At 49.1% G+C, this 5,947-nt stretch carries 6 protein-coding genes; 3 read left to right on the forward strand and 3 right to left on the reverse strand.

Annotated features, from left to right (window positions below):
• The coding region (locus IQ235_RS16590) for a thiamine pyrophosphate-dependent enzyme (protein WP_264322541.1) at window positions 1-830 on the forward strand (830 nt) is incomplete at its 5' end.
• A gap of 137 nt (window positions 831-967) precedes the next feature.
• Here IQ235_RS16590 and IQ235_RS16595 read toward each other — a convergent pair.
• Both IQ235_RS16595 and IQ235_RS16600 read right to left on the reverse strand, forming a co-directional pair.
• Complete coding sequence (locus tag IQ235_RS16595) at window positions 968-1,987, reverse strand: adenylate/guanylate cyclase domain-containing protein (RefSeq protein ID WP_264322542.1); 1,020 nt, start codon at window positions 1,985-1,987, stop codon at window positions 968-970.
• 53 nt (window positions 1,988-2,040) lie between these two features.
• Window positions 2,041-2,328 (reverse strand): PAS domain-containing protein, encoded by a 288-nt coding sequence (locus IQ235_RS16600; RefSeq protein WP_264322543.1) that lies wholly within the window; start codon window positions 2,326-2,328, stop codon window positions 2,041-2,043.
• Window positions 2,329-2,609: 281 nt separating this feature from the next.
• Here IQ235_RS16600 and IQ235_RS16605 point away from each other — a divergent pair, with 281 nt between their 5' ends.
• Window positions 2,610-4,385 carry an ABC transporter ATP-binding protein gene (locus IQ235_RS16605; RefSeq protein ID WP_264322544.1) on the forward strand — a complete coding sequence of 592 codons (1,776 nt, stop codon included), beginning with the start codon at window positions 2,610-2,612 and terminating at the stop codon, window positions 4,383-4,385.
• Between the two features lie 81 nt (window positions 4,386-4,466).
• Here IQ235_RS16605 and IQ235_RS16610 read toward each other — a convergent pair whose 3' ends face one another.
• Window positions 4,467-4,862, reverse strand: a complete 396-nt coding sequence (locus IQ235_RS16610) for a hypothetical protein (RefSeq protein WP_264322545.1) — start codon at window positions 4,860-4,862, stop codon at window positions 4,467-4,469.
• 790 nt (window positions 4,863-5,652) lie between these two features.
• On the opposite strand from IQ235_RS16610, the gene IQ235_RS16615 reads away from it, so the two are divergent.
• Window positions 5,653-5,947 (forward strand): dynamin family protein (locus IQ235_RS16615; RefSeq protein WP_264322546.1); only part of this gene is annotated, 295 nt, incomplete at its 3' end.

Below are 5,947 nucleotides of genomic sequence, written 5' to 3' on the forward strand. Positions count from 1 at the left end.
ATCTGGTGGAAGAATCCGACTGTCTGCTGATGTTGGGGGCGTTCATGACAGATATCAATCTGGGAATGTTCACCGCCCACCTCGATCCCGCCCGAACCATCTACGCCACCTCCGAACGCATTGCTATTAAGCATCACGAGTATCCCAACGTTCGGTTTGAAAACTTCATCACGGCCCTGGGTATCAGTCCGGATTTACCCCATGCCGATCCCGCTGACATCATGCCCATGCGACCCCGCGCGGTCGCCTCCCACGGCAAGATGACGGCCAGCGGACTGCTATACGAACTGAATCGATTCATCGACGGTAACACCCTACTGGTAACGGATGTGGGAGATGCCTTGTTTGCAGGCGACGACATCCGGATGCGCGAAGGTACGTCGTTTTTATCCCCGGCATTCTATGCCAGCATGGGGTTTGGAGTTCCCGGCGCGATCGGGGCGCAACTGGCAGATCCTTTCCGCAGAACGGTCGCCCTGGTGGGAGATGGGGCATTTCAAATGACGGGGATGGAGTTACTGACGGCTGGTAAATTGGGCCTCAACCCGATTGTCATCGTCGTCAATAACGGTTCCTTTACCTCCTTGCGATCCATGGCCCATGAAAATGCAGATTTCGTCTTCATTCCTCAGATGGACTACGCCCAGTTCGCAACCGTTCTCGGCGGACGTGGCTTTGTTATCGAAACGGGACGGCAACTGCGCCAAGCCTTGCAACTCGCCCGTAGTAGCAAGACGTTTAGCATCCTCGACGTTCGCATTCCCCCGGAAGATGTTTCTCCGGCATTGCAGCGGTTAAGCGAACTTTTTGCCAAAACGCTGAAGGGATAGAATTCGGAGGCGCGGAGGCGCGGCATTCGCAAGAGTGGGGAGTCAGGCAGGGTGGGCTGTGCGTAAGTCCGGTTCTACAGGACTTACGCACAGCCGCCATACGATGTTCGATCGGGGCAACCACGGGGGAATTGCCCCTACTGTACTCGATCGACTAACCAATAAGTCGTCATTTTCCCTTTCCCTTTCACCTCAATTTCTCCGCGACTTTCGAAGCGATACTTATCTTTTAAAATCTCATAGGTTCGATCGCTCACTTGAATTTTTCCGGGAACTCCCGACGACTCCATTCGGGAAGCAACATTCACCGCATCGCCCCATAAATCGTAGATAAACTTTTTAATGCCAATCACCCCCGCCACCACCGACCCCGTGTTCATCCCGATACGAATTTGAAACCGTTCGCCAATTTCTTTTTGAAACTCGGAAATTGCCTCTTGCATTTCTAAAGCCATATTCGCAATCGCTTCGGCATGATTTTGTGTGGGAATCGGCAATCCTCCGGCAACCATATAGGCATCGCCAATGGTTTTAATTTTCTCCACTTCATATTTTTCGACCAATCGATCGAACTTAGAAAAAATTTGATTGAGTAATTTTACAAGTTCAAAGGGTGTCAGTCGGGTGGAAAGAGGCGTAAACCCAACAATATCGGCAAAAAGAATTGTAACGCTTTCAAAATGTTCGGCAATGGCACTGGGGTCTTGTTTGAGTTTGGTAACGATACTTTTAGGTAAAATATTCAGCAGTAACCCTTCCGACTTATTTTTTTCCAAACGTAGAGCCGCTTCGGCACGAATGCGAGCGCTCACATCCGATTGCACGCCAATAAAATGGGTCAGACGATCGCGCTCGTCGTAAATTGGAGAAATCGTCAGTTCGTTCCAAAATGGAGTTCCATCTTTGCGATAATTCATTAAGGTGACCGTGCAATCTTCTCCCAATGAAATAGCCTTTCGCAGTCGATCGACATCTACTTGCTTCGTTTTTTTTCCCTGCAAAAATCGGCAGTTATAACCTAATACTTCTGTCGGAGAATACCCGGTAATTTTCTCAAATGCTGGATTGATATAAATCAGTGGCATATCCGGCAATCTGGCATCGGCAATGACAATCCCGACGCTGCTGGCATCTAGGGCGCGATCGCGTAGCTTCACGGCTTCCTGGATTTTCCTTCGATATCCTTCACTACCACGCCAACTACTTTCGGTTACATCTTTGGCAATGCCATGACTGATGCCATCCTCGTAGCCAGATAAATGTCCTCCATTTCCTGCGTCATATCCACATCACCCAGATGCACGAATTCGAGCCAAGGGCGCGATCGCAATTCCTCCAACGTCCAGCCCAAAGTTTTCGTCCAAACAGCGTTGAGTTCTAAGAAATATCCATCTGCACTCCGAACGCATAGCAAATCTAGTGACAGATTGAAGAAGGCTTGCAGGGAAACTTCTCCTCGTGCCCGGTGTCGATCGCTATCTTGGCGCGCAAGTTTCATGAAATCGTTCTTAGGTACAACAAATTTGTTAACGTTTGCACCCTAACCTGACTCTCAACCGTTAGTTGCTATTATTACATTTCATCACCCAAGATTTTTCCACCGGAAAAAACCTATCTGCGTCAGAGATCGGAGATGGAAACGCCTCCCTTGCAATCCAAATACGATCGTGCTTGTCTGGAGAGCTAACCAGCACCAAACCCTAAAAAATATTCAACAAGACCGACTTGTATTATTTTGTATTACAATATTCAGCTTAGGCATCTCACCGAGAATTGTGCATGAGCCAGCATCAATCCGTCCATCCATTCAAACGCCTGTTTGCTTACACGCATCAGTACCGATCGCAAATTTGGCAGGCAACCGCTTGTTCGATTCTCAATAAAATCTTCGATCTCGCCCCTCCAGCCTTAATCGGTGCCGCCGTGGATGTCGTCGTCAAACAGCAAGATTCCCTAATAGCCAAACTCGGAGTGCGCGATGTCTTCGGACAACTCCTGGTGCTGGCTTTTTTGAGCTTCATGGTTTGGGGACTAGAATCGATCTTTGAATACGCTTACAAACGACTCTGGCGCAACCTCGCCCAAACCATCCAACACGACTTGCGCCTCGATGCCTACCGCCATTTACAAGAACTCGAACTCGCCTATTTTGAAGACCGCAGTACCGGCGGTTTGATGTCAATTTTGAGCGATGATATCAATCAGTTGGAACGGTTTCTCGATAGGGGTGCCAATGAAGTGATTCAAGTGACCACCACCATTCTCGTCGTGGGGGGAACTTTCTTCTTTCTCGCCCCTAGCGTGGCGTGGATGGCAATGTTGCCCATGCCCTTTATCCTCTGGGGCTCGATCGCCTTTCAACGTCGTCTCGCCCCCCGCTACGCCGACGTACGGGAAAAGGTAAGCTTGCTCAACGGCCAACTCTCCAACAACCTCTCGGGCATCACCACCATTAAAAGCTTTACTGCCGAGAAATACGAAGTCCGACGCATCGAAGCCGAAAGTAATGCCTATCGCAAAAGCAACCAACGGGCGATCGCGTTGAGTGCGGCATTCGTCCCCTTAATTCGCATCATCATCTTAATCGGCTTCACCGCCACACTGGTATTTGGCGGCTTGGAGGCAGTCAACGGCAACATGGCGGTGGGCACCTATAGCGTGTTGGTATTCCTCTGCCAGCGCTTGCTGTGGCCCCTAACGCGACTGGGAGAAACCCTCGACGAATACCAAAGGGCGATCGCCTCAACTCGACGAGTGCTGAGGCTGCTGGATGCTCCCATCGCCATTCATCCTGGTGATAAGCCGTTACCCTTGGTGTTGGTGAAAGGGAAGATAAATATCGAAGATGTCACCTTTGCCTATCACGATCGCCAACCCGTCATTTCTAACCTCTCGCTACATATCCCCGCCGGAAAAACCATCGCCATTGTCGGTTCTACCGGTTCGGGGAAAAGCACGATCGTCAAACTATTGCTGCGGCTGTACGAAGTGCGATCGGGCAAGATTACCCTCGATGGCGTGGAGTTGCAAGATTTGCGATTTCAGGACTTGCGACGGGCGATCGGTTTGGTGAGTCAGGATGTATTTTTGTTTCACGGGACGGTGGCGGAAAATATTCGCTATGGCAGTTTCGATGCCACCTTGCCCCAAATTGTTTCCGCCGCCACCGTCGCCGAAGCTCACGACTTCATCATGCAACTGCCCCAAGGCTACGATACCATCGTCGGCGAAAGGGGGCAGAAGCTTTCCGGGGGACAGCGGCAACGACTGGCGATCGCGCGGGCGGTGTTGAAAAAACCGCCTATCTTGATTTTGGACGAGGCAACGTCTGCGGTGGATAACGAAACCGAAGCCGCCATCCAACGATCGCTCGAACGCATTACCCAAAACCGCACCACCATCGCGATCGCCCATCGTCTCTCCACCGTTCGCAATGCCGATCGCATTTACGTCATGGAAGGCGGCAAACTCGTCGAGTCGGGAACCCACGAAGAATTACTCGATGAAGGTGGGATTTATACGAGTCTCTGGCGGGTGCAGATGGGGTTACGTTAGCAATTTAGTCGTTATTTTCCCCATCCCCCCATCTCCTTTACACGCTTCCAAACTTCGAATTCCGCGCTTCCGAATTCTCCCCTAGAGGGGTTGGTTGTAATCGATGTTGATGAATTCACCGTCGGGAGAAACCGTAACGGCTGTTTCGACGGAGAACACATCAGAACCCGGACGACCCCCGAGGAAGGTAAACGTCCAGCTTCCGTCTTCGTTGATGATAAATGGGGCTTCGGAAGAAGGGCCGTGCATCGCCGGTTCGGCGCGGTAGTTCTCTAAACCACCATTGAACCGTGCGGCGGCTTGACGGGCGTAATTTTTGGCTCGATTGAGTTCGATCGCATCGCTAACGATCCAAACTTCGGAAGATTCGATCGATTCGGTACTTTCAATTTCGGTTTGGGCGAAAACGCTGCCCGCACCCAAGAATAATGGGGAGAGTAACGTCAAAGTGGCAATTGCTAGCTGAGTGGGTTTCACTATAATCTCGCTCCTGGATTTTGTTAGGAATCTGTCTGAGTATTATTTGTCTCTTCACTTGTCTGACGCTAAAATCCGCTAGAAATGTTTCTCGATCGCTGTTTTTTTTGATGAAGTTTAGATCTGAGAGAGATAAATCCGCTCTTTTGACTCGCTCCCAATTTCAGATAAAAAAATCCAGTAATGAAGATAAAATCTAGGATATAGACTTGTTTGACGATCGCGTTCGAGAAGGGTTGTAATCCGGATCTCACAAACTAGGGCGTGTCATCAGTTAAATCTAGAAGCTTTTCAGAACAAGGATTTGATGGCGATCGTCAAAAAAGCGATCGCAACGCCAGAACTGATGTCTAGCCTAGATTGTACGGCTAACTGATGACAGACCCTAGCTCTAGAAAAAGATTTGCGATCGAACTCAATTTATTATCTCCAATCGCTACTTTTTTTATTTGATCGGTCTCTAAAGTTCGATCGATCTATTTATCAAATTTTAAAACAAACTAACTTCAAAGTAATTTCTACTAGAATAAAAATCTGTTTTTATTCTAATTATCACTTTTTGATTATTACTTATAGCAATTCTCAGTCTTGTGAGGTACACCCAAATTCTATTCCCCATTCCCCATTCCCGAAAACCAGAAACTCTGTACTTCAACAGATTGATAACCGCTATATTATTTATTACTTATTACTTAAGCCAGATGTAGCGATTTCCGATCCAAAAAGCCCGATCGATATCCTGCAAAACAATATTATATTAAAGTCAACGACCACTCACGCTGAACCCCCAGTGAACGATTCTCACTTCGATCGCGCCCGAAACAGCATCCGAATTGCCATTGCCCGACTCTCCCAAAGCCAAAGTTACCGTCCGACAACCCGCAACAATTCCGCACGGGCAGCGTTGCAAACCCAGCGAGACATCCTCAAAGCCAACCTAAAAAAACTCGATGGCGGGGTGATTCGGATTGCGGCATTTGGCTTGGTGAGTCGGGGAAAATCAGCGGTATTGAATGCCCTGCTGGGTCAAAATCTTTTAGAAACCGGGCCGATTAACGGCGTGACGAAATGGCCCAGATCGGTGT

It is taken from the genome of Zarconia navalis LEGE 11467 (assembly GCF_015207075.1).
Lineage (GTDB): Bacteria > Cyanobacteriota > Cyanobacteriia > Cyanobacteriales > Geitlerinemataceae > Zarconia > Zarconia navalis.

Bases quoted from the DNA above. Each gene is read 5' to 3' on its own strand.
- IQ235_RS16600 (WP_264322543.1), bottom strand. From the start codon at position 2,328: ATGAAACTTGCGCGCCAAGATAGCGATCGACACCGGGCACGAGGAGAA.
- IQ235_RS16605 (WP_264322544.1), top strand. From the start codon at position 2,610: ATGAGCCAGCATCAATCCGTCCATCCATTCAAACGCCTGTTTGCTTAC.